The organism is Micromonospora sp. KC207 (assembly GCF_004348615.1).
Classification (GTDB): domain Bacteria; phylum Actinomycetota; class Actinomycetes; order Mycobacteriales; family Micromonosporaceae; genus Micromonospora.
In genome coordinates this window covers 1-26,182 of sequence record NZ_SMKJ01000066.1, presented here as the reverse complement: position 1 = coordinate 26,182, position 26,182 = coordinate 1, and the positions used below count along the sequence as shown (strand labels likewise).

General features: G+C 69.5%; 25 protein-coding genes. 11 read left to right on the top strand and 14 right to left on the bottom strand.

Going from position 1 to position 26,182, the window contains the following annotated elements; all coding sequences use genetic code 11:
* Positions 1-634: 634 nt before the first annotated feature.
* The gene (locus E1258_RS11255; RefSeq protein ID WP_132399346.1) at positions 635-883 is read right to left on the bottom strand and encodes an SCO4848 family membrane protein; all 249 of its coding nucleotides are present in this window, start codon (positions 881-883) and stop codon (positions 635-637) included.
* Between the two features lie 301 nt (positions 884-1,184).
* A complete protein-coding gene (locus E1258_RS11250) occupies positions 1,185-2,207 on the bottom strand; it encodes a GlxA family transcriptional regulator (RefSeq protein ID WP_132399344.1) in 1,023 nt (340 codons plus the stop codon).
* A 46-nt stretch (positions 2,208-2,253) separates the two neighbouring features.
* Between E1258_RS11250 and E1258_RS11245 the strand changes: the two genes are divergently transcribed.
* Positions 2,254-2,607 carry a hypothetical protein gene (locus tag E1258_RS11245; protein ID WP_132399342.1) on the top strand — a complete coding sequence of 118 codons (354 nt, stop codon included), beginning with the start codon at positions 2,254-2,256 and terminating at the stop codon, positions 2,605-2,607.
* Positions 2,608-2,766: 159 nt separating this feature from the next.
* Here E1258_RS11245 and E1258_RS11240 read toward each other — a convergent pair whose 3' ends face one another.
* The 5 genes from E1258_RS11240 to E1258_RS11225 form a co-directional block, all read right to left on the bottom strand.
* Positions 2,767-3,852: a branched-chain amino acid aminotransferase gene (locus E1258_RS11240; protein WP_132399340.1), complete on the bottom strand. Its 1,086-nt coding sequence runs from the start codon at positions 3,850-3,852 to the stop codon at positions 2,767-2,769.
* A 342-nt stretch (positions 3,853-4,194) separates the two neighbouring features.
* Entirely contained in the window at positions 4,195-4,536 is a 342-nt protein-coding gene (locus E1258_RS34600) for a beta-ketoacyl synthase N-terminal-like domain-containing protein (protein WP_243715350.1), read from the bottom strand.
* 76 nt (positions 4,537-4,612) lie between these two features.
* Positions 4,613-4,756 carry a hypothetical protein gene (locus E1258_RS33240; protein ID WP_165949722.1) on the bottom strand — a complete coding sequence of 48 codons (144 nt, stop codon included), beginning with the start codon at positions 4,754-4,756 and terminating at the stop codon, positions 4,613-4,615.
* Positions 4,757-4,963: 207 nt separating this feature from the next.
* Entirely contained in the window at positions 4,964-5,788 is an 825-nt protein-coding gene (locus E1258_RS11230) for an SAM-dependent methyltransferase (protein ID WP_132399338.1), read from the bottom strand.
* Between the two features lie 387 nt (positions 5,789-6,175).
* The gene (locus tag E1258_RS11225) at positions 6,176-8,206 is read right to left on the bottom strand and encodes a family 43 glycosylhydrolase (RefSeq protein WP_243715351.1); all 2,031 of its coding nucleotides are present in this window, start codon (positions 8,204-8,206) and stop codon (positions 6,176-6,178) included.
* A gap of 653 nt (positions 8,207-8,859) precedes the next feature.
* Here E1258_RS11225 and E1258_RS11220 point away from each other — a divergent pair.
* The 3 genes from E1258_RS11220 (at position 8,860) to E1258_RS11210 (ending at position 12,072) form a co-directional block, all read left to right on the top strand.
* Positions 8,860-9,942: an SMP-30/gluconolactonase/LRE family protein gene (locus E1258_RS11220; protein ID WP_132399334.1), complete on the top strand. Its 1,083-nt coding sequence runs from the start codon at positions 8,860-8,862 to the stop codon at positions 9,940-9,942.
* Positions 9,943-10,093: 151 nt separating this feature from the next.
* A complete protein-coding gene (locus tag E1258_RS11215) occupies positions 10,094-11,464 on the top strand; it encodes a PHB depolymerase family esterase (protein ID WP_132399332.1) in 1,371 nt (456 codons plus the stop codon).
* Positions 11,465-11,634: 170 nt separating this feature from the next.
* Complete coding sequence (locus E1258_RS11210; protein ID WP_132399330.1) at positions 11,635-12,072, top strand: helix-turn-helix transcriptional regulator; 438 nt, start codon at positions 11,635-11,637, stop codon at positions 12,070-12,072.
* Between the two features lie 35 nt (positions 12,073-12,107).
* On the opposite strand, the gene E1258_RS11205 is transcribed toward E1258_RS11210, so the two are convergent.
* Both E1258_RS11205 and E1258_RS11200 read right to left on the bottom strand, forming a co-directional pair.
* Positions 12,108-12,602 carry an SRPBCC domain-containing protein gene (locus tag E1258_RS11205; RefSeq protein ID WP_132399328.1) on the bottom strand — a complete coding sequence of 165 codons (495 nt, stop codon included), beginning with the start codon at positions 12,600-12,602 and terminating at the stop codon, positions 12,108-12,110.
* Positions 12,603-12,621: 19 nt separating this feature from the next.
* Positions 12,622-12,954: a helix-turn-helix domain-containing protein gene (locus E1258_RS11200; protein ID WP_132399326.1), complete on the bottom strand. Its 333-nt coding sequence runs from the start codon at positions 12,952-12,954 to the stop codon at positions 12,622-12,624.
* A 90-nt stretch (positions 12,955-13,044) separates the two neighbouring features.
* Between E1258_RS11200 and nshR the strand changes: the two genes are divergently transcribed.
* The gene (nshR, locus tag E1258_RS11195; protein ID WP_132399324.1) at positions 13,045-13,944 is read left to right on the top strand and encodes an NshR/TsnR family 23S rRNA methyltransferase; all 900 of its coding nucleotides are present in this window, start codon (positions 13,045-13,047) and stop codon (positions 13,942-13,944) included.
* A gap of 30 nt (positions 13,945-13,974) precedes the next feature.
* Here nshR and E1258_RS11190 read toward each other — a convergent pair whose 3' ends face one another.
* Entirely contained in the window at positions 13,975-14,589 is a 615-nt protein-coding gene (locus E1258_RS11190; RefSeq protein WP_132399322.1) for a dihydrofolate reductase family protein, read from the bottom strand.
* A 165-nt stretch (positions 14,590-14,754) separates the two neighbouring features.
* A complete protein-coding gene (locus E1258_RS11185) occupies positions 14,755-16,179 on the bottom strand; it encodes a short-chain fatty acyl-CoA regulator family protein (protein ID WP_232290148.1) in 1,425 nt (474 codons plus the stop codon).
* Positions 16,180-16,376: 197 nt separating this feature from the next.
* Between E1258_RS11185 and aceA the strand changes: the two genes are divergently transcribed.
* Positions 16,377-17,648 (top strand): isocitrate lyase, encoded by a 1,272-nt coding sequence (gene aceA, locus E1258_RS11180; RefSeq protein ID WP_132399320.1) that lies wholly within the window; start codon positions 16,377-16,379, stop codon positions 17,646-17,648.
* Positions 17,645-19,261, top strand: coding sequence for a malate synthase A (gene aceB / locus E1258_RS11175; protein ID WP_132399318.1), 1,617 nt, complete (start codon positions 17,645-17,647; stop codon positions 19,259-19,261). The genes aceA and aceB overlap by 4 nt, the downstream gene beginning before the upstream one ends.
* Before the next feature lie 61 nt (positions 19,262-19,322).
* Here the strand turns inward: aceB and E1258_RS11170 are convergent, their stop codons facing one another.
* Complete coding sequence (locus E1258_RS11170; RefSeq protein ID WP_132399316.1) at positions 19,323-20,729, bottom strand: non-reducing end alpha-L-arabinofuranosidase family hydrolase; 1,407 nt, start codon at positions 20,727-20,729, stop codon at positions 19,323-19,325.
* A 248-nt stretch (positions 20,730-20,977) separates the two neighbouring features.
* Here E1258_RS11170 and E1258_RS11165 point away from each other — a divergent pair, with 248 nt between their 5' ends.
* The 4 genes from E1258_RS11165 to E1258_RS11150 are packed head-to-tail and all read left to right on the top strand — an operon-like array spanning position 20,978 to position 23,270.
* The gene (locus E1258_RS11165; RefSeq protein ID WP_132399314.1) at positions 20,978-21,307 is read left to right on the top strand and encodes a PadR family transcriptional regulator; all 330 of its coding nucleotides are present in this window, start codon (positions 20,978-20,980) and stop codon (positions 21,305-21,307) included.
* Complete coding sequence (locus tag E1258_RS11160) at positions 21,304-21,696, top strand: DUF1048 domain-containing protein (protein ID WP_007073481.1); 393 nt, start codon at positions 21,304-21,306, stop codon at positions 21,694-21,696. Before E1258_RS11165 ends, E1258_RS11160 begins: the two co-directional genes overlap by 4 nt.
* Entirely contained in the window at positions 21,693-22,499 is an 807-nt protein-coding gene (locus tag E1258_RS11155; protein WP_132399312.1) for an ABC transporter ATP-binding protein, read from the top strand. The genes E1258_RS11160 and E1258_RS11155 overlap by 4 nt, the downstream gene beginning before the upstream one ends.
* A gap of 9 nt (positions 22,500-22,508) precedes the next feature.
* Entirely contained in the window at positions 22,509-23,270 is a 762-nt protein-coding gene (locus E1258_RS11150; RefSeq protein WP_132399310.1) for an ABC transporter permease, read from the top strand.
* A gap of 130 nt (positions 23,271-23,400) precedes the next feature.
* Here E1258_RS11150 and E1258_RS11145 read toward each other — a convergent pair whose 3' ends face one another.
* Together E1258_RS11145 and E1258_RS11140 are read right to left on the bottom strand one after the other, a co-directional pair.
* Positions 23,401-24,507, bottom strand: a complete 1,107-nt coding sequence (locus E1258_RS11145; RefSeq protein ID WP_243715348.1) for a ricin-type beta-trefoil lectin domain protein — start codon at positions 24,505-24,507, stop codon at positions 23,401-23,403.
* Between the two features lie 167 nt (positions 24,508-24,674).
* On the bottom strand, positions 24,675-25,931 hold the full coding sequence (locus E1258_RS11140) for a cellulose binding domain-containing protein (protein WP_132399348.1): 1,257 nt from the start codon (positions 25,929-25,931) through the stop codon (positions 24,675-24,677).
* Between the last annotated feature and the right edge of the window lie 251 nt (positions 25,932-26,182).

Below are 26,182 nucleotides of genomic sequence, written 5' to 3'. Positions count from 1 at the left end.
AGTGTTGCCAAAGGAATCCCCACCAACCAAGCAAAAGCTCGGCCAGCACGGGGTCAAAAAACTAATTGGCACTGGCTTATCAAGCACCCTGTTGAGTTCTCAAAGAACAACCACACACCATCCGAAACCCCCAACACGAGGGCCCCGTCCGGGGCATCCACAAACCCTACACCCGCCACACTCTCGCACCGGGCACTTTTACTACGTTACCTCACCGTCTCTGCCGTGTCAAACCGTGCGTCCCGGCCTGTCATGCTTCGTACGGATATCGCGCCGATGATCGCACGAAGCAGCGAACCACCGTGCGTGACCATCGGATTTGGCAGGCCGGCCGTCGTGGTCCCCCACGAACTCGCCCGGTTCCCCGCCGATCGCCTACCTTACCCGGTCGGTTTCGTCGCTCCAAATCGCCCTGCGGCGATCCGGCGGCCCCGCCCGGTACCGGACCCCCTGGGATCGTGATCCCCGACGCCTGGCATATAGCTGGCGCTCCGGCCTTCAGGGCTTTCGCCCTGTTTCGTCCGTTCCGCGCTGGCAGAGAGAAAGTTACGCGTCCCGGGGTTTCGACGTCAAATCGGGGGGTAGCGGGCCGCGTCACACCATTTACGGCCGGAGATCCCCGCAGCTCAGGGGATCACTGCCTGCTGCGGGCGGCGCGCCAGCCCCGTACGCCGAGCATACCCACGGCGCTGCCGATCGCCAGGGACGCCGCGATCAGCAGGGCATGGATCCAGAGGAACCCGGTGGGCGTCCCCTCGCCGACGACGCCGCCCACCCAGGCGCGGGGGTCGTTCCAGATGGCGACGGCGAACCGGGGCCAGATGACCCAGGTCCACCCGCCGACCCCGACGAGGAAGATCGCCCAGCCACGCGACAGCACCATGGTCGGCGAGTATGCCAGCGCGACGGGCGCACGGACGGCGGCGCGGCGGTCCACCGCGAAGGCCTGGCCCGCCCGCGTACCTCTTCGTCGAGGCGGTCGATCCTGCCGTCGGTTTCCCGGTGGGTGCCGCGCCGGCGACGCACCCACCCCCGCCCGGGTGATGGGGCTGACCGAGGTGCGACGCATCCTGGTCGAGGCCCGCCGGGTGATGGGGCTGACCCGGGCGTACCAGCAGGTGCGTCGTCGGGCCGAGCGCGGTCCGCCGGGTCGCGGGCACCCAGGCCTGACCCATCTTGGAGGGTTACAGGCGCACGGGTCGCTGCCCGACCCCGTCCCGGGCGACGACGTCACCGGGCGGAGACGCCGCCGACCGGCGCTCGGCGCGGAAGCGCGACGGGGGCACCGAGTAGTGGGCGAGGAACGCCTGCCGCAGCGACTCGGTGGAGCCGAAACCGCACCGCCGCGCGACCGCGGACAGGGCAAGCGCGGTCGACGTCAGCAGGTGCGCGGCGGCCTCCGTGCGCGCCCGGCGCACGTACTGGGCGGGCGTGGCGTGGGCGTGGGCGAGGAAGAGTCGGGACAACTGCCGCTCGCTGACCCCGGCGAGCCGGGCCAGGGCAGCGGTGCTCAGATCGTCGGCGAGGTGGCTGGCGATGTGGTTGCGGGCCCGGCGCACGACGAGGTCGTCGGTCGAGCACCGGGCCAGGAACATGCTCAGTTGTGCCTGGGTGCCGGGGCGTTGCAGATAGGCGACCACGCCCAGCGCGACGCCGCGCGCCAGCGCCATGCCGTGATCCTCCTCGATGAAGGCCAGGGTGAGGTCAAGGGCGCTGGTGACGCCGCCGGAGGTGGAGACGTTGCCGTCGCGGATGTAGATCGGCTCCGGGTCGACGGCGACGTCGGGGTAGCTGCGGGCGAGCTGTTCGGCGTACATCCAGTGGCTGGTGGCTCGGCGGTTGGCCAGCAGGCCGGCCTCGGCCAGCACGGTCGCCCCGGTGCAGACCGACGCGACCCGGCGGGCCAGCGCCGCCAGCCGTCGCACGTGGCCGGTCACGTGCGGGTTGGCCGCCGCCCGCGCGTGACCCAGGCCGCCGGAGACGACCAGCGTGTCGAGCGGGGCGTTGAACCGCTCCAGCGTCTCCTGGGCGTGCAGCCGCAGCCCCGAGTCGCAGGTGATGTTGTGCCCGCCCGGCGTGGCCAGCATGATCCGGTACGGCGGGTCCGCGCCGATGCGGTTGGCGATGTCGAAACTGGAGCTGACGCAGGCGATGTCGATGAGTTCCGCCTCGTCGTAGCCGACGATCAGGACCGCCCTCTCCCGCATCACCTCACCCTACGGGAAGAGATCGATCACAGCTTTCAGTGTCGCCATGCGTCGGCAACCGGTGATGGCCATCGACGAGACGCGGGCGTGGCTCGCCGAGGTCCTGCCCGACGCCGACCGGCTCCGGGTGGAGGCGATCGACGGTTGCCGGGTCATCTGCGCCGCCGGCCCGGACGGGCTCGAACGCCGACTGGACGGGGCGCTTTCCGGGCCGGCCATGTTCTGGGCGATAGACCTGGCCGGCTTCGTCGCGGTGAACGTGCTGCTCAGCCCGACGCCCGCGATGGCGCTGGCCAACAGCAGCATCAGCTTCCTGGATCCGGCCGAGCCCGGCGTCCTGCGCGTCGCCGCCGAGGTGGGTCGAAGTCGAACGCCCCGTCCAGGTACCCGCCCCGGGTGACCATGCCGTCCCACTCGCCGCCGAACGCGGCACGCCGGTCGGCCGGCAGGTCGCCGGCGAGGTCCCGGGCGTGCAGGATGGCCGATCAGTACGCGTCGAGGTCGGCCACGCCGCCCGGCGCGCGGACGGCCATCCCGACCACGGCGATCGGTGTGCCCACTACAGGACCCGGTGCATCCAGCCGTGGGTGTCCTCGGCCCGGCCGTACTGGATGTCCAGCAGGTGGGTGCGGAACTGCCGGGTGTACTTGCCGGGGGCGCCGTCGCCGACCGGGGCGGAGAACTCCTCGCTCCTGAACCCGATGATCGGGGTGATCACGGCGGCGGTGCCGGCCGCGAACGCCTCCGTGACGGTCCCGTCGGCGAGCCCGTCGCGGATCTCGTCCATGCCGATCGACCGCTCCACCGGGTCGAGGCCGTGCTCGGAGGCGAGCGCCAGCACGCTGTCACGGGTCACCCCGTCCAGGATGGTGCCCAGGCTCGGGGTGAGGAGCTGCTGGTCGCGGGTCACGAAGAACACGTTCATGGTGCCCGACTCGTCGATGTCGCGCCGCTGCTCGCCGCCCAGGTAGAGCACCTGCTCGCAGCCGTGCCCCAGCGCCTCGCGCTGGGGGGCCAGGCTGGCGGCGTAGTTGCCGCCGCACTTGGCCGCCCCGGTGCCGCCGATCGACGCTCGGCTGTACTTCGTGGAGATCCACAGCGTCACGCCCGTGACGCCGTTCGGGAAGTACGACCCGGCCGGGCAGGCGATCACGCAGTAGGTGACCTGCTGCGCCGGGCGCACGCCGAGGAACGCCTCCGAGGCGAACATGAACGGGCGCAGGTACAGGCTCTGCTCCCCGCCGTACGGGGGCACCCAGGCCTCGTCGGCGCGGACCAGCGCGGCCACGCTCTCGATGAAGGTCGCCTCGTCCAGCTCGGGCAGGACCATCCGGTTGGCGGACGCGGCGAACCGGCGCGCGTTGAGGTCGGGCCGGAACAGCCACACGCTGCCGTCGGCGCGCCGGAACGCCTTGAGCCCTTCGAGGATCTCCTGCGCGTAGTGCAGGACGGCCGCGCCGGGGTGCAGGGTGAACGGGGCCAGCGCGGTGACCTGGTGGTCGTGCCAGCCCGCGTCCGGCGTCCACGCCACGGTGACCATGTGATCGGTGAAGTGTCGGCCGAACCCGGGATCGGCGAGAATCGCCTTCCGCTTCTGCGGGGGAGTCGGGTGGTCGGTTCGCCTCATCCGGAACTCGGCGATCATCAGGGCTCTCCTCAGGACGGTGGCTCGGTGAAGACGGCGACGCAGTTCTGCCCGCCGAAGCCGAAGGCGTTGGTGAGGGCAGTCCGCACGGGCAGCTTCCTGGCCTCATGGCCTGCCGGATCGCGGCGGCGGCGGGCGCGCCGCCCGGGGCGGGCGCGCCGCTGGCGCAGGCCAGCGCATTGGCGTTGACCGGCCCGTGCGCGCCGAGGTCGATGGCGATCTCGCAGGCCGGCATGTTGGTCAGGGAGGACGGCACGAACTGGGCGCTGGGCGCGGACGGCACGGGCGAGACGAGCCGGCGGGTGGCCGCCTCGACGGTGTCGAAGCCGGCGACCGCCGCGTTCACCACCACGCCGATCCGGTCGGCGTTTCGGGGTCGACGGTCAGGCGTGCGTCGGCGACCGCCTCCCGGGCGGCAACGACCGCGAATTGGCTGAACCGCGCCATCCGGCGGGCCCGCTCCGGGGTGAAGTGGGCCGCAGGGTCGAAGCCCCGCACCTCGGCGGCGATCCGGGTAAGAAGGTCACCGGCGTCGAACGCGGTGATCGCGCCGACACCGGACTTGCCGGCCAGCAGGCCGTGCCAGGTGCTGTTTCGGTCGAGGCCGAGCGGCGTGACGGCACCGATGCCGGTGACGACGACGTTGCCCCCTACCATCCCGTCACGGCCCCACTTCTCAGGCATCGAACGGCCCACCGCACACTATCAATCGTCGTGACCGCGCGGCAGTTGTCGCCACGGCGCTGGCCTCCTGCGCTTCTCATGTCGGGTGCCCCGATCCGTGCGCGACGACGGGCACATCCCGCCAGGCGTCGGGGCCGGTGCCGGCGGGCGGGGCCGCCGCGCAGGCGACGTACTCGTCGGGCGCGGCCACGCCGGTCCAGCCGGGCAGCAGGTCGAGCACGCGCCGGTGCAGCTTCTCCGGCGCGGCGGACGCGTCGGCGACGTACGCCGTCAGCGTGGCGGCGCCGGAGGCCCGGCACAGCCCTCGAATCGCGTCGAAGATCGCGAGCGGGGAAGACCCTCCACCCGCGAAGCCTGAATCGACCAGGTGGGGCCGGACATCACCTGACTACAGCGCCTGCCGCCACTGGCCGGCCCCAGCCGGGCCTCAGGGCTTGCGAGCCACCCCGCCGACGATGGTGTGGTAGGTGGTGGTCTGCCGAGGGATCTCCTCGGCGTCCGGATGCCACTCCGCCAGCGGGACCAGGCCGGGCGGCAGCAGCTCCAGGTCGCCGAAGAAGCCCATGATCTCCTCACGGGTGCGCCATCGGCCGGTGCCGAGCGTCTCGTTGAAGACCTTCTCCACCGCCCGCGCCCGCTGCGAGACCTCCGGCTGGGCCTCGCCCGGATCGTGGAAGTGCGAGATGGCCAGGTAGCTGCCGGAGGGCAGGGCGGCGATGAGCCGCCGGGCGACGCCCAGCGGGTCGTCGTCGTCGTTCAAATGGTGCAGTATCGCCAGGAGCAGCAACCCGACCGGCTGGTCGAAGTCGATCAACTTCTGTTCGTTGAGCTGTTCCAGCAGTTCCTCCGGCTGCCGGACGTCGGCCCCGATCACGGTGGTGGTCCGGGCGTCCGAGAGCAGAGCCCGACCGTGCGCGAGGGCCATGGGGTCGTTGTCCACGTAGACCACCCGGGCATCCGGGTCCACCCCGTGGGCGATCTCGTGCACGTTGCCCTGGGTGGGCAGCCCGGAGCCGAGGTCGAGGAACTGCCGGATGCCGGCTTCGGCGGCCAGGTACCGGACGGCGCGACGGAGGAAGGCACGGCAGGCATGACCTGCCTCCTGGCCGTCCGGCGTCACCTGCATCGCCATCTGGGCGGCCTGCCGGTCGACTGCGAAGTTGTCCTTGCCGCCGAGGTAGTAGTCGTAGACCCGGGCGATGCTGGGCCGGGTGGTGTCGACGCCCGGCGGCGCCACCTTCTCGCTCGTCAACGCTTCGATCCCTTCGAACACGGCCATTGTTGGTCACACTATGGCGGGGGAGACCACGACACTCATGGCTGCCGAACCGACGCCGGCCCACGAAAGAAGACCGGATGTGCACTGAGGGTAGATGAGCGAGCCCCGAACGTCGATTCCGCGAGCGCCTGACCGACAACCGCAGGGTACGTGGCAGCCCATTCCAGCCATTGACGCAATAGGTAGTGGCGCGGAGGAGCAGGCCTTCGGGCCTTCGTGATGTTCGAACGGGTGAAACGGGTTCGACTCCATGGCCAGTTGTGGAACCCACGAAGCGATCAGGCTGTTTCAGGTGGAACGTCGCGCGGCCCGGCGGTGCATCGCCACCGGGCCGCGCGACGGACGGAGTCGCGGTCGGTGCTAGGGAGTGGCGATGTCGAAGCGCCGGACGGTGACGGCGCCGCCGAGCGCCTGGGTGGCGTAGTTGAAGATCCCGAACCGGTAGCCCATGAAGAACTGCCAGTCGCTGTTCAACGTGAACGCCGGCCCGAGGACGGTGAAGTTCACCCCGTCGGTGCTGTACGAGAAGCGGGCCTGTCGCCCGGAGCCGGGCCGGATGTCGGCGTTGATCCGTAGCCAGATCCGGCCGCCCGAGATGTTGGCACTCGCCTGCTCGACGCCGGTTCCGACGGTGTTCCAGCTCCCGGTGCTCATGGTGAGGCCGTTTGTCATCACCACCCTGGTCGTGCCGTTGTCGCGTTTGACGCCGATCCATGCCGACGAGTCGCGCAGCATGGCGAGCCCGGCTCGGTCACCGTTGGCCATGGTCGAGTAGTCGAGTTCGATTGTCCCGGTGGAGCTGGGGCCCTGGATGCGGTGGGTGACGGTGTTCCGGGCCGAGTAGAGGTCGTTCGTCACCGTCGCGGTCTGCAACCGCAGCCCGTTGTTGACGCTGTACCTGCCGGTGTCCGGGTTGTGGTTCCACTCCCACCGGTGCCCGAGGGTGGGCCCGGTGAAGGTTTCCGGACCAATCATCGGCTGCACCGTCCGGGACGTGGTGATGTTCGGCTTGGGGTAGTTGACCCCCCACCGTCCGTTGACGGTCTGGACGACCGGCCATCCGTCGGCGGTCCAGGTGATGGGTGCCAGGGTCGGCATCCGGCCACCCGGGTAGGCGTCGGTGAACGCCATGTAGTACCAGTCGCCGTTCTGGGTCTGCACCAGGCCGCCCTGGTGCGGGACCCCGCCACCGGAGATCGGCCCGGGCAGGTCCAACAGCACCTGACGCATTTCGTACGGCCCGAACGGCGAGCTGGACTTCAGCACGTACTGGCCGTTGGCCGGGCGGGTCAGCCAGATGTAGTAGCTGCCGTTGCGCTTGTAGAAACGCGCGCCCTCCAGCGTGCCGACGCTGGCCGGCGTGGAGAAGACCTGCTGCGTGCGGACCTGGGACAGCCCGTCCGCCGACAGCTGCGCCACGCTGATGTTCCCGTTGCCGTACGCCACGTACATCGTGTCGTTGTCGTCGATCAGCAGGCCCGCGTCGTAGTAGCAGTTGTTGATCTGTGCGCGCTTCTGCCAGTTGCCGTCCACGGCCGCCGACGTGTACACGTACGTGCGGTTGAACTCGACGCAGCCGACCCAGTAGTAGGTGCTGTTGCTCGGCCGGTAGTTGAACGCCGACGCCCAGATCCCCTTGACGTAGGCCCGCCCGCCGGTGAGGTTGTAGGCGTTGGACCCGAAGTCCAGGTTCGGCACCGAGTGGCCGGCATACTCCCAGTTCACCAGGTCGTAGGAGCGCAGGATCGGCGCGCCCGGGGAGTAGTGCATCGTCGAGGCCGAGTAGTAGTAGGCGTCGCCCACGCGGATGATGTCGCCGTCGGCGAAGTCCTGCCACACCACCGGGTTCGTGAACTGCCCTCCGCTGGGCGGCGGCGTGGTGGGGGTGGTGCCGCCGATGGGCACGAGCTGCCACTGCTGGTTGTTGCCACCCCAGTCGCTGTACTGCACGATGTTTCCACCATCAGCCGTCGACGCGTTCTGCACCTCCACGGCCTTGTTGCTGTTCCGGTTGATCAACCGCACGTAGCCACCGGCCGAATCAGCCAACCGGAACTGCTGATTCGTCCCGTTGCCGTCACTCCACTGCACAATCGACGCACCATCGGCCGTCGAAAAGTTGTACACGTCCAGCACCTTGCCGGAATGCCTCGACCGCAACCGGTAGTACCCACCACCAGAATCCACGAACTGCCACTGCTGCCACGCCCCGTCGTTACGCGTCCACTGCGTGATTCGCGCCCCGTCGCCCGTAGCCTGGTTGTACACATCCAACGCCTTGCCACTGTTGCGATTCACCAGCACATACCAGGCGCTGGTATCCACGGTCGCCGCCGACGCCACTGGCGGAGCAACCACGACGGCCAGACCACCGGCCAACGCGGTCACCATCGCCACCAGTGCCACCAACCACCTCCGGCGGCGGGGCGGCTGGGACGCCACTCCGATCGGCCGGGCAGACGCGAGCGAACCCATCGATCAGCTCCTATCAGTATGGATTTGTTAGCGCTAACATCCCGACGCGAGAGGCACTGCGGCGCGCGGACTTCGATCACCTCCGATGAGAAACATCGAAGACAAGCGATGTTACTGGACTGTTTCGCCGGGTTCAAGGGCGGCGGACCCCGCCGCCGGCAGCGATACCCCGCACGGCCGGTCGCCGCAGGTGGATCGGGGTGACCGACCCTCGCCCCCGACTCGATCCCCTGGGGCGGGGGTTGCGCTGCCGACACGCAGAGCCACGGCCGATCCGACTGGCGACGCCGTGCTGCGCAGACCGCCACGCCGGGCCCAAAAGCCATGAGGATCGCTCACATGACGCAGACCGTCGCCTGGAGTCCACGGCCGGTCCACCATCTGATCGAATCGACGAGCGTCTTAACAAGTAGTTTCCGGACCATCGCGCAAATCAGCGGTGCGGAACCCATGCGGTCCGACGGCTCCTCACTTATGCTGCCCAATACTTCGTCATTCCGACCAGAGCCGTCACCGCACCACCCCGCAACCGCCAACGACGGCAGGCCCGCTCGCCGATCGGAGCCCCCATGCCCCTACGTGCCACCGCCACCGCACTGGCCAGCCTCTGCCTCGCCCTGCCCGCCGCCGTCCCGGTGGGCGCCGCCGCCTCGCCCCCACGGGTCGTTCCGGCCCACGGTGTTAACGATCACATCGGGGCCGATCGGGCCATCGGCACCCTGGCGGGGCCGCCCGGGGCTCCACCCGGCGTATGCCCGTCCGGCGCTGGCCACGGCCCGCCCCTGCCGGCCACGTCGGTCGCGGCCACGAAGATCCGCAGTGGGTTCTCGTTCCTCGAAGGGCCCGTCTGGCTCGCCGACCGGGGCTACCTGCTGATGTCCGACATGGGCGCGGCCACCGGGCCGGAGAACGTCCAGCCGTCGACGATCCGGCGGTTCACGCCACCGGCGACCTTCGACGCGTTCATCGCCGACTCGGGCAGCAACGGGCTCGCGCTCAGCCCCGACGCGCAGCAGCTCGTCGCCGCCACGCACGACCGGCGCAGCGTCTCGTCGTACCGGATCGACGACCTGACCCGTGGTGTCGTCGCCTCCGGCTACCAGGGCCGGGCGTTCAACTCGCCGAACGACGTGGCAATCCGCTCGGACGGCGTCGTCTACTTCACCGACCCCAACTTCCAGCGCGGCGGTCGCCCGGACCAGATGAACGGGCGTACCAGCGTGTTCCGCGTCTCGGGCGGCCAGGTGTCGCTGGTGGACGACACGCTGCGACAGCCCAACGGCATCGCGCTCTCCCCGGACGGCACCACCCTCTACGTGGGCGCCTACGGCGAGAACAAGATCTACCGGTACGCCGTCCGGGCCGACGGCGGCACCGGCTCCCGCAGCGTGTTCGTCAACTACGTCGGTGGCCCGGACGGCGCCACGATCGACTGCGCCGGGAACGTGTACTGGGCGTCGGGCTTCGACGGCCTGGTCCACGTCTACTCCCCCACGGGCACCCAACTCGGCACGATCCGGGCCGCCTCCTCCGGCACGACCAACGTGGCGTTCGGCGGGACCGACCGGCGGACCCTCTACGTCACCTCGGGCCCGAGGAACGACTCCGGCCTGTACAGCGTGCGGCTCAACGTGCCCGGCTACCCGTACTGACCGCCAGGTTCCACAGGCAGGGACGTATCGCGTGCGAACCCGTCCCCTCGCCACCCTCGGCGAGTAGACACCGGCCCGGCGCACCGCCGGGCCGGGCCCACACCACCATCCTCGGCGACGTCGCCGACAACCCGTACCCAGATCGGAGACCATGCCCGTGAAGCGTCTACTCAGGGCGGTGGCGGCCGCCGCGGTCGTGCCACTGCTCGCCATGACGGTGCTGATGACGGCACAGCCGGCCGCGGCGGCATCGCTTACCCAGGTCACCAACTTCGGCAACAACCCGAGCAACCTCAACATGTACCTCTACGTGCCCGACAACGTCGCGCCGAAGCCGGCGTTGCTGGTGCTGATCCACTACTGCGGCGGATCCGGGCCAACGATCTTCAACGGCAACGGTCGCGACTACGTCACCGCCGCCGACCGGTACGGCTACGTCATCGTGCTGCCGGAGGTCACCCGGAGCAGCAAGTGCTTCGACGTGTACTCGCCACAGGGGCTGCGGCGCGGCGGCGGAAGCGACTCGGACGGCATCATCTCCATGGTCAACTATGCCAGGCAGCGGCACGACGTCGACCCGGCCCGGGTGTACGTCAGCGGGTTCTCCTCCGGGGCGATGATGACCAACGTGATGGCGGCGCAGTACCCGGACGTGTTCGCCGCAGGATCGGCGTTCAGCGGGGTGCCCGCCACCTGTTTCGCGACCGGTAGCAGCACCAACACCTGGAACAGCCAGTGCGCCGGCGGCCAGCTCACCAAGACCGCCCAGCAGTGGGGCGACGCCGCCCGCGCGATGTATCCCGGCTACACCGGCCGGTATCCCCGGATGCAGTTCTGGCACGGGACCACCGACACCACGCTGTCGTACGTGAACTTCGGCGAAGAGATCAAGCAGTGGACCAACCTGCACGGGCTGAGCCAGACCCCGGTGTTCACCGACCGCCCGCAGTCGAACTGGACCCGTACCCGGTACGGCGACAGCGGCACCCGGGCGACGATCGAGGGCGTCAGCATCAGCGGGGTGGGACACGAGCTGCCGCAGGCCGGTCAGATCGCGTACGCCATCTCCTTCCTCGGCCTCGACGGCGCCCCCACCACGCCGACACCGTCGCTGACGACACCGCCGCCGACGGCCGGGGTCGCGGTGGTAGGGAACCAGTCGGGCCGCTGCCTGGAGGTGCCGAACGCCAGCACCACCAACGGCGTCCAGACGCAGCTGTGGGACTGCACCGGCGGCACCGCCCAACGCTGGACCCGCACCGCGAGCAGGCAACTCCAGGTGTACGGCAGCAAGTGCCTCGACGCCAGCGGCGCGGGCACCAGCAACGGCACCCAGGTGATCATCTGGGACTGCCACGGCGGCGCGAACCAGCAGTGGAACGTCAACGCCAACGGCACCATCACCAACGCCCAGTCCGGGCTCTGCCTGGACGCCAACGCCGCAGGCACCGCCAACGGCACCAGGGTCATTCTCTGGTCCTGCAACGGCCAGGCCAACCAACAGTGGACGCTGCGGAGCTGAGGGGACCCCGCGCTACGGGTGTGGCACGGTGAGCGAGGGCGACGACGCCAGCGCGCAGAGTCGCGCTCTGGCCGGCGGTCCTCGGTTCCCACCGCGCCCCAGCCGCCTCCGCCCGGGCGTCTCCTTCCGTCGTGGGGAGGCAATCGACGCGGGATGGCATGATCCCTGGGGTGACCAGCAGTTCCGCCGAATCCCAGCGGCTACGCGACCTCGCGCGGCTGCGGCGGGTCCGCGACCGGATCGACCGCGAGTACGCGCAGCCGCTGGACGTCGAGGCGCTCGCCCGGGGCGCAAACATGTCGGCCGGGCACCTCAGCCGCCAGTTCCGGCTCGCCTACGGCGAGTCGCCGTACTCCTATCTGATGACAAGGCGCATCGAGCGCGCGATGGCGCTGCTACGTCGCGGCGACCTCAGCGTCACCGAGGTCTGTTTCGCGGTCGGCTGTGCGTCACTGGGCACCTTCAGCACCCGCTTCACCGAGCTGGTCGGCATGCCGCCCAGCGCCTACCGGCAGCGCGCCGCGCGCAGCACGGTGGGGCTGCCGGCCTGCGTGTCGAAGCAGGCGACCAGGCCGGTCAGGATGCGGCGCGGCCAGCCGCCGGGCTGATCCACCTGGCGGCGCGGTACGCGTCGCCGGGCGGGTCAGCGTGACGTCCCGGCGAGCAGGCCGTCGATCTGGCCCACGGCCTCGCGCAGGCCCTCTTCCATGCCCATGTTCACCATCTGCTCAAGCTGCTCGGCGTCCACGAACCGGCTGACCAGCTTCATCCGCGTACGGCCACCGTCCGCCTCCAGCGTGACGACGGCACGCGTCGGCCGGTCGGCGTCGGTCGGGTTGGCGTTCTCGTCCGAGAAGCCGTCGTCGAACTCCAGCCGGTGCGGCGCGTCGAGCGCCGTGATCCGCCACCAACCACGCGCCTTCTCGCCTTCCGGGCCGGTCATGTAGTAGTGGGACCAGCCCCCCACCACGAATTCGTGCTGCTCGAACGTTGCCGGCCAGGTCGGCGGCCCCCACCACCGCTCCAGCTGGCGCGCGTCCGCCCACACCTGCCAGACACGCTCGATTGCGGCGTCGAACTCGGCGACGAGGGTCAGCGTCAACGCCTCGATGTCCTTCTGGGTGCTCGTCACGGGCATGGTTCGGTTTCCCTTCTTCTCAGTCTTCCGCGAGTAGCCGATCGATGCGGGCCACACGTTCCCGCCAGATCTCCTCGTACGCGCCCAGGAGCCGGGCTGTCCGGCGGAGCACGGCCATGTCCGCGTGCACGATCTGCTCCCTGCCCCGCCGCTCCTTGGTGACGAGCGAGGCCCTTTCGAGCACCGCGATGTGCTTCTGCACCGCCGCGAAGCTCATCGGATAGTGCCGGGCGAGCGCCGAAACGGACTCCGCGTGGCGAATCACCCGTGCGATGATGTCGCGCCGGGTGCCGTCCGCGAGGGCGTGGAAGATCCGGTCGGCATCCTCCTCGGCCATCACTCCTACAACCATGTGGTTGCACGTTAGCGGTGACCCGGGGCCGCCGCAAGCAGCCCGCCCGTCGGGACGGGAGCCCACCACGCCTCTGTTAGGGTCGATTTCGTGCCAAGCCTCGATGTCATCACCGAACGGTCGGATCCGGCCGTGCAGCGAATCATCGACGTCACCAAGCACTCGCGGTCCGTTGTCCGCACCGTGCTCATCGAGGATGCCGAGCCGCTCGTGGAGGGCATGCGCGCGGGGCTGGAGTTCATCGAGGTCTACGGGGTGGAGACCAGCCCTCTCCCGAGCGAGGTGCTCGCCGCCTGCCAGCAGCGGGACATCCCGGTCCGCCTGGTCGGGTCCCCGATCATGAATGACCTGTTCAAGACGGACAAGAAGCCCAAGGCATTCGGGATAGCCCGGGTCCCGAGGCCGTGGAGCTTCGACGAGCTGGCCCGCACGACCGGCGACATCATCGTCTTGGACGGCGTGAAGATCGTCGGTAACATCGGTGCCATCGTGCGTACGTCCTTCGCGCTCGGTGCCGCCGGCATCGTGCTCGTGGACAGTGACCTCGCCACCATCGCGGACCGACGCCTGGTCCGGGCCAGCCGAGGCTACGTCTTCTCGCTGCCGATCGTGCTCGCGTCCCGGGCCGACGCCATCGCCCACCTCCGGCGCACCGGCATCCCGCTGGTCGCCTTCGACACCGAGGGCGACCTCGCGGTCAGCGAGCTGCGCGACGCCGACGAGCAGCTCGCCCTCCTGCTCGGCAGCGAGAAGACCGGCACGTCACGTTCCTTCGAGAGCATCGCCAGCCACTCGGTGTCGATCCCCATCAACCCGGCGGCGGAGTCGCTCAACGTCTCCGTCTGCGCCGGGATCGCACTCTACGAGCGCCGGCACTGGAACCTCGCCGACCGGCGCTCGCCGCACGCGCCACGGGCCGACCGGCCGGCCGCCGGGCGCGGCACCGGAAGGCCCGCCCGGTCGGCGTACCCGGGCCGCCGGAGCCGCTGACCCGGTGGAAGCCGGCTGCGGCAAGGGCGACTACTCCCCTCGGGGCACCTGGTCCTTGACGTCGTCGTAGCCGACCTTCCCGGGTGCCGCGACCGGCGCGTAGATCACCCGGATCACGCCCGTCGGGAACACCTCCGTCGCCGTCACTCGCAGGTGGTACGGCGCGTCGCCGTCGTCGAACAGCTTGCGCCCCTTGCGCGCCGCCACCGGATGCACCAGCAGACGCAGCTCGTCGACCAGCCCCGCGGCGAGCAACTGCTGCACCACGGAGATCGATCCCGGAATGAGGATGCCCCTGCTGCCGGCATCGGCCTTGAGCGAGGCGACGGCATCGAGGAGGTCGCCCTTGATCAGCTCGGAGTTGCGCCAGGAGAACTCCAGCGACTGGCGGGAGACGACCACCTTCCGCACGTCACCGAGTTGCTTGGCGAACGGCGCGTCGTCCCCGCCCTGGGCCTCGCGGTCGGGCCAGGCTCCGGCGAAGCTGTCATAGGTCGGGCGTCCGATGAGCAACACGTCGGCGCTGTCGTAGTCCTCGCTGACGGCGCGACCCATGTCCTCGTCGAAGTACGGAAGGTGCCAGTCGGGGTCAATCTCGGCGACCCCGTCGGCCGAGATGAACAGCGTGGAGATGACCTTTGCCATCGGAGTGCCCCCTTCGGGTCAGGTGATGCCGACAGATGGACCGGGGCAGCATCGCAAACTCATCGGCCGGACAGGCCAAGCCCGGCCGCTCGGCCAGGCACGACGGTCGGGGCGTGGGTCCGCCGGGGGTGCGGGTCGCGCACGGGCCCCGGGCCGCCGGCGCGTTCAGTCCTTCAACGGGTACGGGATGAACGTGCTGCGGTTCTCGTCCAGGTCGAGCTGGCCGCTGATCGGCGCGGCGGCGCGCTGCGGGCAGGTCATCCGCTCGCAGGTCTTGCAGCCGGGGCCGATCGACGTGGTGGCGTCGGCCGCGTACAGGTCGATACCGGCGGAGTAGACCAGCCGGTCGGCGTGCCGGGTCTCGCAGCCGAGCCCGATCGCGTAGACCTTGCCGGGTTGGTTGTAGCCGCCGTGGTGGCGGGTGATGGTCCGGGCGATCCACAGGTAGCGCTGGCCGTCGGGCATCTCGGCGACCTGCACCACGACCCGGCCCGGCGAGCTGAACGCCTCGTATACGTTCCACAGCGGACAGGTGCCGCCGGTCAGCGAGAACGGGAAGCCAGAGGCGGACTGCCGCTTGGACATGTTGCCCGCGCGGTCGACCCGGACGAACGAGAACGGCACCCCACGCGCCCGGGGCCGTTGCAGCGTGCTGAGCCGGTGGCACACCGTCTCCCAGCCCATCGCGAAGTGCTGGGTGAGCAGGTCGATGTCGTACCGGTGCTGCTCCGCCGCGGCGAGAAAACGCTCGTAGGGCAGGATCAGCGCGGCGGCGAAGTAGTTCGCGAGGCCGACCCGGGTGAGGATCTGGGTCTGGACGTCGTCGAACCGCTCCTCCTCCACGATCTCGTCGATCACGTCGGCGAACTCCAGCAGCGCGATCTGCGCCGCCATCCGCATGGCCTCCTGCCCGGCCCGCAGCGACGTCGACAGGTGCAGGGTGCGCGTCTGCGGACGGTAACGGTGCAGCTCGTCGCCGAGCAGGGCGGCGTCGTCGCGGCGGACGTGGACGGCATGCCGCTGGGCGAGTCGGTCCTGTAGGGCGGACCGGACCTCGCCACGGCGCAGCCCGATGGTCGCGGCCAGCCGCTCTGCCGCCTCGTCCAGGTCCGGCAGGTAGTTCTGCCGCCGGTAGAAGAACTCGGTCACCCGGTCGTGCGGGCTGCGGCCGACCGTCTCCCGATCGCCCAGCAGCTCGGCGAGCTGCTCGTCCGCCTGCCGGTACCGACGGTGCAGATCGAGGACGGCCTCCGCGACCTCGGGCAGCCGGGTGGCCAGCTCGGTGAGATCGGCGACGCTCGGTCGGCCCGGGAGCGCCTCACGCAACCCGGCGACCAGTCGCGGTGTGTCCCGCGGGGCGAAGACGGTCGGATCGACGCCGAACACCTCGGTGATGCGCATCAGCACCGGCACGGTCAGCGGGCGCGAATCGTGTTCGATCTGGTTGAGGTAGCTGGGCGAGATGTTCAGCAGGCGGGCCAGGCGCGACTGGCTCAGCGCCCGGTCCTCGCGCATCCGGCGCAGCCGCGCACCCGCGAAGGTCTTGGTGATCGCCCCCACCTCCTCGCTGGTCTTTGGGCAGCCCAGCACCGTTGGCAGGGTGCAAATATACCCGTTCACAACTTCGCAAAAGGGGGGTGTGAACTTCTCAGAACTTGGCTTCTTCCGTCTCTCGACCCCGCCGCCACCGCCGTGTGACCGTTGGCGACACGCCGCTCCGGCGTCGCGTTCACGCCGCCACGGCACGACGCAGCGCCGGCGTCACCGAAAGTCGAGGGGACGACATCATGCAGAACGCCGTCGAGCAACTGCGTACCGAGTGGGAGACCGACCCCCGTTGGCGGGGAGTGCGGCGCAGCTACCGCGCGGAGGACGTGATCCGCCTGCGCGGGGTGATCCAGGAGGAACACACCCTGGCCCGGCACGGCGCCCAGCGGTTGTGGCGGCTGCTGCACAGCGAGGACTACCTGCACGCCCTGGGCGCGCTCACCGGCAACCAGGCCGTGCAGATGGTCCGGGGCGGGCTCAAGGCCATCTACCTCTCCGGCTGGCAGGTGGCCGCGGATGCCAACCTCGCCGGGCACACCTACCCCGACCAGAGCCTCTACCCGGCCAACTCGGTGCCTGCGGTGGTCCGCCGGATCAACAACGCCCTGCTGCGCGCCGCCCAGATCACCACCGCCGAGGGCGGCGAGGGCGGAACAGACTGGCTGGCACCGATCGTCGCCGACGCCGAGGCCGGCTTCGGCGGGCCGCTCAACGCCTACGAGCTGATGACCGCGATGATCGCGGCCGGCGCGGCCGGCGTGCACTGGGAAGACCAGCTCGCCGCCGAGAAGAAGTGCGGCCACCTCGGCGGGAAGGTGCTCGTCCCCACCGGCCAGCACATCCGTACGCTGGAGGCGGCGCGGCTCGCCGCCGATGTCGCCGGGGTGCCGTCGGTGGTCATCGCCCGCACCGACGCGCAGGCCGCCACGCTGCTCACCACTGACGTCGACGAGCGGGACCGGCCCTTCGTCACCGGTGAGCGGACCGCCGAGGGCTTCTACCGGGTGCGCAACGGGATCGAGCCGTGCGTCGCCCGCGGCCTGTCCTACGCGCCGCACGCCGACCTGCTCTGGATGGAGACCAGCACCCCGGACCTGGAGATCGCCCGCCGGTTCGCCGAGGCGATCAAGGACCAGTACCCGGATCAGCTGCTCGCCTACAACTGCTCGCCGTCGTTCAACTGGCGCAAACATCTCGACGACGCCACCATCGCCAAGTTCCAGCGGGAACTCGGCCACATGGGCTACAAGTTCCAGTTCATCACCCTGGCCGGCTTCCACGCCCTCAACTACTCGATGTTCGACCTGGCCCGTGGCTACGCCGCCGACGGCATGTCCGCCTACGTGGCGTTGCAGGAGCGGGAGTTCGCCGCCGAGCCGGCCGGCTACACCGCCGTCAGGCACCAGCGCGAGGTGGGCACCGGCTACTTCGACCTGATCAGTACGGTGCTCAACCCGGCCGCCGAGACCACCGCGCTGCGCGGTTCCACCGAGGAGGAGCAGTTCGCATGAGGTACGAGATCATCGGCCCGATGGCGGACCGGTTCGACGAGGTCCTCACACCCGAGGCGCTGGAGTTCCTGGTCGAGCTGGACAGCGAGTTCGCGGCTCGCCGGGTGGCCCTGCTGGACACCCGCCGGGCCCGCCGGGACCGGTACGCCACCGGTCAGCTACCCGACTTCCTCCCGGAGACGGCCGCGATCCGCGCCGACCCGACCTGGCGGGTGGCCCCGCCCGCGCCCGGCCTGGTCGACCGGCGGGTCGAGATCACCGGACCGACCGACCGCAGGATGACCGTCAACGCGCTCAACTCCGGTGCCCGGGTGTGGCTCGCCGACTTCGAGGACGCCACCGCCCCGACCTGGCACAACGTCGTCGCCGGGCAGCTCAACCTGATCGACGCGCTGGACCGGCGGATCGACTTCACCGACCCGCGCGGCAAGCGGTACGCCCTCGGCGACGAGCTGGCCACGATCGTCGTCCGGCCGCGCGGCTGGCACCTGGTGGAGAAGGGCATCGCGGTGGACGGGCGGCCGATCTCGGCCAGCCTGGTCGACTTCGGGCTCTACCTGTTCCACTGCGCCCGGCGGCAGCTCGACTCGGGCGCCGGGCCGTACTTCTACCTGCCCAAGCTGGAGGGCCACCGCGAGGCGCGGCTGTGGAACGACGTCTTCGTCTTCGCCCAGCAGCGGCTCGGCCTGCCGCGCGGCACCATCCGGGCCACCACTCTCATCGAGACGATCACCGCCGCCTTCGAGATGGAGGAGATCCTGTACGAGCTGCGTGAGCACTCGGCGGGCCTGAACGCCGGACGGTGGGACTACATCTTCAGCTTGATCAAGAACTTCGGGCAGTGGTCCGACTTCGTCCTGCCGGACCGCTCCGACATCACCATGACGGTGCCGTTCATGCGCGCCTACACCGAACTGCTGGTGGCGACCTGCCACCGGCGGGGCGCGCACGCCATCGGCGGGATGGCCGCGTTCATCCCCAGCCGGGATCCGCAGGTCAACGAGGTGGCCCTCGGCCGGGTGCGGGCGGACAAGCGGCGGGAGGCCGGCGACGGGTTCGACGGCTCGTGGGTCGCCCACCCCGGCCTGGTCGACACCTGCCGCGAGGAGTTCGACGCGGTGCTGGGCGACCGCCCCCACCAGCTCGACAGGCTACGGGACGACGTCAGCGTCGCCGCCGCCGACCTGCTCGCCGTCGACAAGACCCCGGGTCGAGTCACCGCCGAAGGGCTGCGCTCCAACATCGCGGTCGCGCTGCGCTACATCGACGCCTGGCTCGGCGGCGTCGGCGCGGTGGCCCTGTGGAACCTGATGGAGGACGCGGCGACCGCCGAGATCGCCCGCTGCCAGGTCTGGCAGTGGTTGCGTCACAGCACCCCACTGGCCGGCGGCGGCTGCGTGACCGACGATTCGGTCCGGTCGATCCTCGCGGAGGAACTGGCCGCGCTGCTGGCCGAACGTGCGGATAACGACCGGGAGCGCGCCGAGCGGGCCGCGCGGATCGTCGAGGACACCGCGTTCGGCGAGGAGCTGCCGGCGTTCTTCACCACCGGCGCGTACGCCCGGCACTTCGGTCCGCGCCGCCCGGTCACGGCTCCGGCAGCCGGTCGGTGACGCGGCGGGCTCGGCCGTGCGCCGAGCCCGCCGCTTCAGTGCCGTCCGGTCCTGGTCGTGATCAGCGTTGCAGGGTCAGCAGGCCCGGTCGGTACGGCAGGAGGCCGTAGTCGCCGCCGGAGTTGGGGGAACGGCCCTGGTAGAGCAGTTGGAGGTTGCAGGGGTCGACGGTCATGGTCTGGTCGGCGCTGGTGCGCAGCAGCTCACCGTGGCTGATGTCGTTGGTCCAGGTGGCGCCGCTGTTGGCCTTGCCGGCGAAGGGGTTGCTCTCCGTCGCGGCCTGCGGGGTCCACGAGCCGTCCAGGCTGGTGGCGGTGAACGAGCGGAAGTAGCGGCCCTGCGCGCCGATGGCCTCGACGATCATCAGGTAGCGGTTCTGGCCCTGGAGCTTGTAGACCTGGACCGCCTCGAACAGGTTGTTCGTGGTGTCGCTCATGATGGTGGTGTACGACGAGCCGAAGCTGCCCGGGAAGTTCCCGATGGGCATGCTGGCCCGGTAGATCTTGCCGTTGTCCCCGGCGAAGAACAGGTACATGTTCCGGTCGTCACCGATGACGGCCTGGTCGATGGGACCCGTGCCGGAGCCGGTGATGCTGCCGGAGAACAGCGTCTGCGGCGCGGACCACCCGTTGGGGTTGGTGGGGTCGCTCGACGTGCGGTAGGAGAACGCCGGCCCGCCCCACTGGTAGGCCAGCACCCAGATGTTCTTCGGGGCGTGGTAGAACAGCGACGGCGCGACCGTGGCGGAGGACATCGCGTTCTGGCTGGCCGTGGCCATCTCCGACCAGTTCGTGAACAGACTGAAGTTCATCGAACCCCACGACGTGCCGTAGTCGTGCGTGGTCGCGTAGACGAGCTGCTTGCCGTTGTACGGGGCGACCGTGAAGTCCTTCAACGACACCCAGCCCGACCTCGGCTGCGCCAGCACACCCGTGGACGACCACCGGTACGTCGACGGAAGGTTGCACGTGGTCGGCGGCGGGGTCGTCGGCGGCGGAGTGGTCGTCGGCGGGGTCGTCGGCGAAGTGGTCGGCGGGGTCGTCGGCACCGGGCTGCCGGTGCAGGCGACCCCGTTCAGCGCGAAGCTCGTCGGCACCGGGTTGCTGCTCGTCCACGAGCCGTTGAAGCCGAACGAGGTCGTACCGTTGGTCGCGATGGACCCGTTGTAGCCGACGTTCTTGGCGGTCACCGCCGAACCGCTCTGCGTCACCGTCGCGTTCCACACCTGGTCGACCCTCTGCCCGGCGCCGAACGACCATGTCAAGGTCCAACTTGTCAACGCGTCGCCCAGGTTCGTGATCGACACGTTGGCGCCGAAGCCGCCCTGCCACTGCGACGACACGGTGTAGTTGACCGAACAGCCCGCAGCCGCTGCGCCGGCCGGCACCGCCACGGCGACTGTCGCCGAGGCCAGCAACGCGACGCCCGCCGACACCACGCCGACATTTGCCGCTCTGGATCTAGCCATAATGCACCCTCCTGTTGGGATGGCGGCCAACGCATTTGTCGGGATCTTGTTATGTGAGCGTTAACAGCCGCGTCAGACATGTTACGGGAGCGCTCCCATGACCTCAACCTCCACCCGTCGACGGGTTTCGATCCCGGTCCACGAGTTCCGACTGATCCACGTCGATCCACGTCGCGCACCCTTGCGCGACCGCTAGTCAGTGCTACTATCTACCGGTAGTCAGCATCACTTAGTAGTCCGGAGGTTCCGTGGGCAGGCAGATGACGGAAATGCTCAAGGGCACGCTGGAGGGCATCGTCCTCGCGATCCTTTCCAGGCGTCCCGCGTACGGCTACGAGATCACGGCGTGGCTACGCGAGCAGGGCTTCTCCGACATCGCCGAGGGCACCGTCTACGCCCTGCTCGTCAGGGTCGAACAGAAGCGCCTTGTCGACGTGGAAAAGGTCCCATCCGAGAAGGGGCCCCCGCGCAAGGTGTACTCCCTCAACGCACAGGGCCAGGAGCACCTCGCAGAGTTCTGGAGGACCTGGGGCTTCCTCACCGAACGACTCGAACAGCTCCACAAGAGAGGCGAATGACCATGTTCGACACGGAAAGCGGCGGCCTCATCTCGAAGGTGATCGGCCCCAAACGGCGGTGGCGGGCGTACAAGGCGCGCGTGAAACAGCTTCCCCCGGCGTATCGCACGGCGGTCGACGCGATCGAGCGGTACCTGATGCACTTTGGGCCGTTGGACGGTGACAGCGCGGCTTCGCTGTTCGAGGACGTCGCCGACCTCTTCGAGCGGGCCGCGGCGGACGGGACACCGATTCGCGAAATCGTCGGAGAGAACCCGGCCGAGTTCGTGGAGGCGTTGATCGACAACTACGAGAGGGGCGGGTACGTGGCCCGGGAGCAGAACCGGCTGTCCCGCGCCATCGAACTCGCCGCCGGGGAAGACACCGGAAAGCTGGGGAGGTCCCGATGACGGCACAACCGGTCCCGGCGATCCGCGTGCAGGGGTTGAAGAAGTCGTACCAGCAGCTACACGTTCTGCGTGGCGTGAACTTCGACGTGGCACGGGGCAGCATCTTCGCCCTGCTCGGCTCGAACGGGGCGGGCAAGACCACGGTCGTGAAGATCCTGTCCACGCTGCTCGCGTCGGACGCGGGAACGGCCAACGTCGCCGGCTTCGACGTCGCCACGCAGGCGGCGGGCGTACGGCGCTCCGTCAGTCTCACCGGACAGTTCGCGGCCGTCGACGAGATCCTCACCGGGCGGGAGAACCTCGTGCTGGTCGCCCGGTTGCGACACCTCAAGAATCCGGGCAGGACGGCGGATGACCTGCTCGATCGCTTCTCGCTGACCGACGCGGGCGCGAGGAGGGTGTCGACGTATTCGGGTGGCATGCGCCGCCGCCTCGACATCGCGATGAGCCTGATCGGGAATCCGCCGGTGATCTTCCTCGACGAGCCGACCACCGGGCTCGATCCTCAGGCGCGCATCGACGTGTGGCAGGCCATCAAGGAACTCGCCGAGCAGGGCACGACGGTGCTGCTCACCACGCAGTATCTGGACGAGGCCGAGCAGCTCGCCGACCGGATCGCGATCCTTCACGAGGGTCGGATCATCGTGAACGGCACCCTGGCCGAACTCCGGCAGATGCTCCCGCCCGCCAAGGTCGAATACGTCGAGAAGCAGCCGACCCTCGAAGAGGTCTTCCTCGCCATCGTCGGTGCCGACGGTAGGGCCGGCGACGCGGCAAGGCCCACCGTCGACACGGACCAGTGAGGAACAACGATGACCAAGCACCACTTCGGCGACACCGTAGTCCTGCTCGGGCGGTCCCTGCGCCACATCACCCGCAGCCTGGACACCATCATCACGACCACGATCATGCCGATCGCGTTCCTGCTGCTGTTCGTCTACGTGTTCGGCGGCGCGATCGACACCGAGTCTGATTCGTACGTGAACTACCTGCTGCCCGGAATTCTGCTCATCACGATCGCGTCCGGCATCTCCTACACCGCGTTCCGGCTCTTCCTCGACATGCAGAGCGGCATCTTCGAACGGTTCCAGTCCATGCCGATCGCGCGGTCGTCCGTGCTGTGGGCGCACGTGCTGACCTCGCTGGTCGCCAATCTGATCTCGCTCGTGGTCGTCGTCGCCGCCGCCCTGCTCATGGGCTTCCGCTCGGGGGCGGGCGTGCTGGCCTGGCTCGCGGTCGCCGGCATCCTGATCCTGCTCACCCTCGCGCTGACGTGGATCGCTGTCATTCCCGGCCTCACCGCGAAGTCGGCGGACGGCGCGAGCGCGTTCTCCTACCCGCTCATCTTCCTGCCCTTCATCAGCTCGGCCTTCGTGCCCACCGACACCATGCCCGGCCCGGTGCGCGCCTTCGCCGAGAACCAACCCGTGACGTCGATCGTCAACGCGATGCGTGACCTGTTCACACAGCAGCCGGTCGGCACCGACATCTGGGCCGCCGTCGCCTGGTGCCTCGGCATCCTCCTCGTGGCGTACGTCCTCGCCATGAGGACCTACCGCCGCAGGATCTCCTAGTCACTTCGTCCGAGCAAGGCCCGGCGGCGAGGTGACGACCGGGCCTTCGGCGTACCCCTCGAAACGCCGCCGGGGGTGGGCGGCCGGCGGAGCTGCCGCGGTGCCGGACCGGCCGACGCGACCGTGCGAGCTATCGGCGGCTCCATTGCTGGTTCGTCTGGCCCGTGCAGGTCCAGAGGACGAGCTTCGTGCCGTTGCTCGTGCCGAGGTTGTACGGGTCCAGGCAGAGGCCGGACTGCACTCCGGTGATGGTGCCGTTGGCGTTGACGTTCCACTGCTGGTTCGTTCCGCCGTGGCAGTCGTAGATGGTGACCTGGGTGCCCGGCGAGGTGCCGTAGCCCGCGGCGTCGAGGCACTTGTTGCCGTAGACGGTCAGCGTCCTGCCGGACGTGTACGTCCACTGCTGGTTGGTGCCACCGTGGCAGTCCCACAGCTGCACCTGGACACCGTTGGTGGTGGAGTAGCCGGGGACGTCGACGCACCGGCCGGACGAGGTCCCCACGATCGCGGTGGTCTGTCCGGTACCGCTGCCCGGGTCGCCGATGCTGCCGGGTACCGACTGCAACGCGCTGTACCAGCGGGCGGCCATCTTGTCGTAGCCGCCGGACGTGGGGTGGATGCCGTCGATCAGGTCGGCGGTGGTGAGGGCGCTGTGCATGTCGACCAGGTGCACCCGCTTGCCGGCGTTCACCTTGCTCTGCACGATGCCGGGGATCGCCGCGTTGAAGGTGCGCACGGCCGCCGCCTGGTTGCTGTTGGAGAGCGGGATGATCTGCGCGACGAACACCTGCGCGGTGGGAACGGTGTTGGTGATCCGGTCGATCAGGGTGGAGAGCCGATTCGGCGCGGTGCTCACGTTGTAGTTCTGAAGGATGTCGTTGGTACCGATGTGCAGCAGGACGGTCTGCGGCCGTTGGGTGTTCAGCCAGCCCACGATGTTCGCGTCGATCTGGTCGATGCGCCAGCCGGGATGTCCCTGGTGGTCGTGGTCACCCAGGCTGGCCGGCCCGTTGAACTGCGACCCGACGAAGTCCACGGTGTACCGGCCGTTGGCGAGGCGCTGCCAGAGCCCGATGCGGTACCCGCCCGGCACCTGGGTGCCCTCGGTGATGGAGTCGCCGAGCGGCATCACCCGTACCCCGCCGTTGGACTCCGCGTTGGCCGGACCGGGCGATGTTGCCACCCCGGCGGCCACGACACCGAGCGCGGCGATCGCCGCGAGCCATCGTGCCCTCATTCGCAAGGATTCCTCCCATTGGATTGGTGAAGTTGGCCGCGCCGGCTCGATGGAGAACGCTCACTCGAAGCCGCCGCCACCGTCGCAGGACGGTGGGTGATCTGTCACCCTCCCGTGCCGGCGGCCGGCGCAGGTCGGGTTTCCCGCCACTCAAGGTCTGTGGCTGGTCACGGGCTGGTGCAGGTCAGCCGCGGGATGGCTGGCGCTCCGGTGCCGAGGAAGCCGAAACCCGTCGAGGCGGCCGGGGCGAGCGAGCCGTTGTAGGAGACGTTGCGTACGGTCGCGGTCGAGCCGCTGGTGCTCAGGGTGCCGTTCCAGACTTGGCTGATGCTCTGGCCGTTGCCCAGGTCCCAGCGGACGGTCCACCCGTTGATGGCGGCCCTGCCGGCGGTCACCGTGACCTCCCCCTGGAAGCCGCCGGACCACGAGTTGACGGTGCGGTAGGTCGCGGTGCAGGCGGCGCTGGTCGGCGGAGTCGTCGGTGATGGCGTCGTGGGCGTCGGGGGCGGCGGGGTGACGGTGGGCGGTGCCGTCGGCCCACCCGGTGGCACCAAGGGGCAGGTGGCGCTGTACCGCGAAACGCCCGTGCTGTCCGCCAGCGGGCAGAGGAACTGGGTGTAGCGCGTGTCGTTGTCCAGGAAGATCTTGAGCCAGGGAATCAGGATCCGCATCTCGGTGGGGTTCGGCCTGGTGAAGGAGAGGTGGTCGTTGCCGGCCAACTCCGCCCAGGCATGTTCCACCGTTGCGGGCAGCGTGTTGTAGATGCCCTGCACGTAGGAGGGCGTGACCGTGCCATCGTTCTGCCCCGAAATGAGCATGGTGGGGACCTGGGTGGTGGACATGTTCAAGCTGTTCCCCGGGGCGCCGGGCGCGAGGCCGACCGCAGACTTCAGCGACGGCCGCCGGAGGGCCGCCATGAGGGTCCCGGCCCCGCCTGCGGAGTGACCCATGACGCCCAGCCGGTTGGCATCGACCCGGTGACGCACCGGGCTGGACTGGGTTAGGTAGTCCAGCGCCGCGAGTAGCTGGGTCGCGCGGGCGTCGGCACCATCGGTACGGCTGTTGGTCTCGATCCCGAGCACCACGAATCCGAAGGACGCCAGCCAGGGCCCCATCCAGGCTTCCTCGTCGGCGAACAGGGCGGAATAGCCGGGGACGATTGCCACCGCACCCCAGGTGCCCAGGCTGGTGTCGGTCGGGTAGTAGACGTACCCGCCGTTGAAGCCGTTGCCCGCCGGCACGGTCGCCTGCGCCGTGGCGAACGGCCCCCGGGTGGCGGCCACGCTGGCCAGGGTCGGATCCGGACCCCGCTGGTACGGGTTGTCCGCAGCCTCCGCCGCGTACTGCGTCGTGATCGACATCGCCAGGCCGAGGATCACCGCGAGCCCGGCCGTCAGCCACTTGACGATGCCCGGCCGGGGCACGGGCGGCGTACGGTCCCCGGTTCCCGATGTCGGAAGCGCGTCTGCTGGCAGCGTCACTTCTGGCTCCCCCTTCGATCAGGCAAGGCCCGTACGCGGTGGTGGGAGGTGCCTGTCCAGGCCCGTCCATGACTTGTTCCTGGAGACGGGTACGGACCGGAGCCCGGCCGACGTGTCGAGCGATATGACGAATGTTATCGATCACATTACGCCCGTGTATCAACCTCGGTCAATTGGTTCCGATCGTCCCGCCC

Bases quoted from the DNA above. Each gene is read 5' to 3' on its own strand.
- E1258_RS11255 (WP_132399346.1), bottom strand. From the start codon at position 883: ATGGTGCTGTCGCGTGGCTGGGCGATCTTCCTCGTCGGGGTCGGCGGG.
- E1258_RS11250 (WP_132399344.1), bottom strand. From the start codon at position 2,207: ATGCGGGAGAGGGCGGTCCTGATCGTCGGCTACGACGAGGCGGAACTC.
- E1258_RS11245 (WP_132399342.1), top strand. From the start codon at position 2,254: ATGCGTCGGCAACCGGTGATGGCCATCGACGAGACGCGGGCGTGGCTC.
- E1258_RS11240 (WP_132399340.1), bottom strand. From the start codon at position 3,852: ATGATCGCCGAGTTCCGGATGAGGCGAACCGACCACCCGACTCCCCCG.
- E1258_RS34600 (WP_243715350.1), bottom strand. From the start codon at position 4,536: ATGCCTGAGAAGTGGGGCCGTGACGGGATGGTAGGGGGCAACGTCGTC.
- E1258_RS11225 (WP_243715351.1), bottom strand. From the start codon at position 8,206: ATGGTGACCGCGTTGGCCGGTGGTCTGGCCGTCGTGGTTGCTCCGCCA.
- E1258_RS11220 (WP_132399334.1), top strand. From the start codon at position 8,860: ATGCCCCTACGTGCCACCGCCACCGCACTGGCCAGCCTCTGCCTCGCC.
- E1258_RS11215 (WP_132399332.1), top strand. From the start codon at position 10,094: ATGCCCGTGAAGCGTCTACTCAGGGCGGTGGCGGCCGCCGCGGTCGTG.
- E1258_RS11205 (WP_132399328.1), bottom strand. From the start codon at position 12,602: ATGCCCGTGACGAGCACCCAGAAGGACATCGAGGCGTTGACGCTGACC.
- E1258_RS11200 (WP_132399326.1), bottom strand. From the start codon at position 12,954: ATGGTTGTAGGAGTGATGGCCGAGGAGGATGCCGACCGGATCTTCCAC.
- E1258_RS11190 (WP_132399322.1), bottom strand. From the start codon at position 14,589: ATGGCAAAGGTCATCTCCACGCTGTTCATCTCGGCCGACGGGGTCGCC.
- aceA (WP_132399320.1), top strand. From the start codon at position 16,377: ATGCAGAACGCCGTCGAGCAACTGCGTACCGAGTGGGAGACCGACCCC.
- aceB (WP_132399318.1), top strand. From the start codon at position 17,645: ATGAGGTACGAGATCATCGGCCCGATGGCGGACCGGTTCGACGAGGTC.
- E1258_RS11170 (WP_132399316.1), bottom strand. From the start codon at position 20,729: ATGGCTAGATCCAGAGCGGCAAATGTCGGCGTGGTGTCGGCGGGCGTC.
- E1258_RS11160 (WP_007073481.1), top strand. From the start codon at position 21,304: ATGACCATGTTCGACACGGAAAGCGGCGGCCTCATCTCGAAGGTGATC.
- E1258_RS11155 (WP_132399312.1), top strand. From the start codon at position 21,693: ATGACGGCACAACCGGTCCCGGCGATCCGCGTGCAGGGGTTGAAGAAG.
- E1258_RS11150 (WP_132399310.1), top strand. From the start codon at position 22,509: ATGACCAAGCACCACTTCGGCGACACCGTAGTCCTGCTCGGGCGGTCC.
- E1258_RS11145 (WP_243715348.1), bottom strand. From the start codon at position 24,507: ATGAGGGCACGATGGCTCGCGGCGATCGCCGCGCTCGGTGTCGTGGCC.